This is a genomic window from Paenibacillus pasadenensis, from assembly GCF_023715725.1.
Classification (GTDB): domain Bacteria; phylum Bacillota; class Bacilli; order Paenibacillales; family Paenibacillaceae; genus Paenibacillus_O; species Paenibacillus_O pasadenensis_A.
The window spans coordinates 1-412 of the sequence record NZ_JAMBOT010000066.1; the positions used below are offsets into that span (position 1 = coordinate 1).

Below are 412 nucleotides of genomic sequence, written 5' to 3' on the forward strand. Positions count from 1 at the left end.
GCTCAATGCGTGGCGTTTGACGCCATCAGGCACTGAAGGCTATCGTACAGCTGAAGTCACACGCGGTGGCGTTGCTACTGATAAGGTCTCCTCAAAAACCATGCAAAGTCAGTTACAACCGAATTTGTATTTTATCGGCGAGGTGCTCGATGTTACTGGTTGGCTAGGTGGCTACCATTTCCAGTGGGCGTGGGCAAGTGGGTTTGTCGCTGGCGAAGTGTTTTATCTATAAATATAAAATGAAAGAGGTTTAGCTATAAAATGGTTTAGGTTTGAAGTGGGTTAGGTACTGATAAACCTAAAAAAACGGCTAAAAAAGGCATCAGCAAAATGCCTTTTTTATTTTAACCGATTTATTTTAATCAAGTTTGGTGGGTGTTTAGTGTTGGCGCGCAACCGGTTGTTGCAGTGC

The 412-nt window shown here is 43.7% G+C and carries 1 protein-coding gene; it reads left to right on the plus strand.

From position 1 onward, the window contains the following. A partial coding sequence (locus tag M3223_RS24000; RefSeq protein WP_251566309.1) for an NAD(P)/FAD-dependent oxidoreductase occupies positions 1-232 on the plus strand: 232 nt, incomplete at its 5' end. Between the last annotated feature and the right edge of the window lie 180 nt (positions 233-412).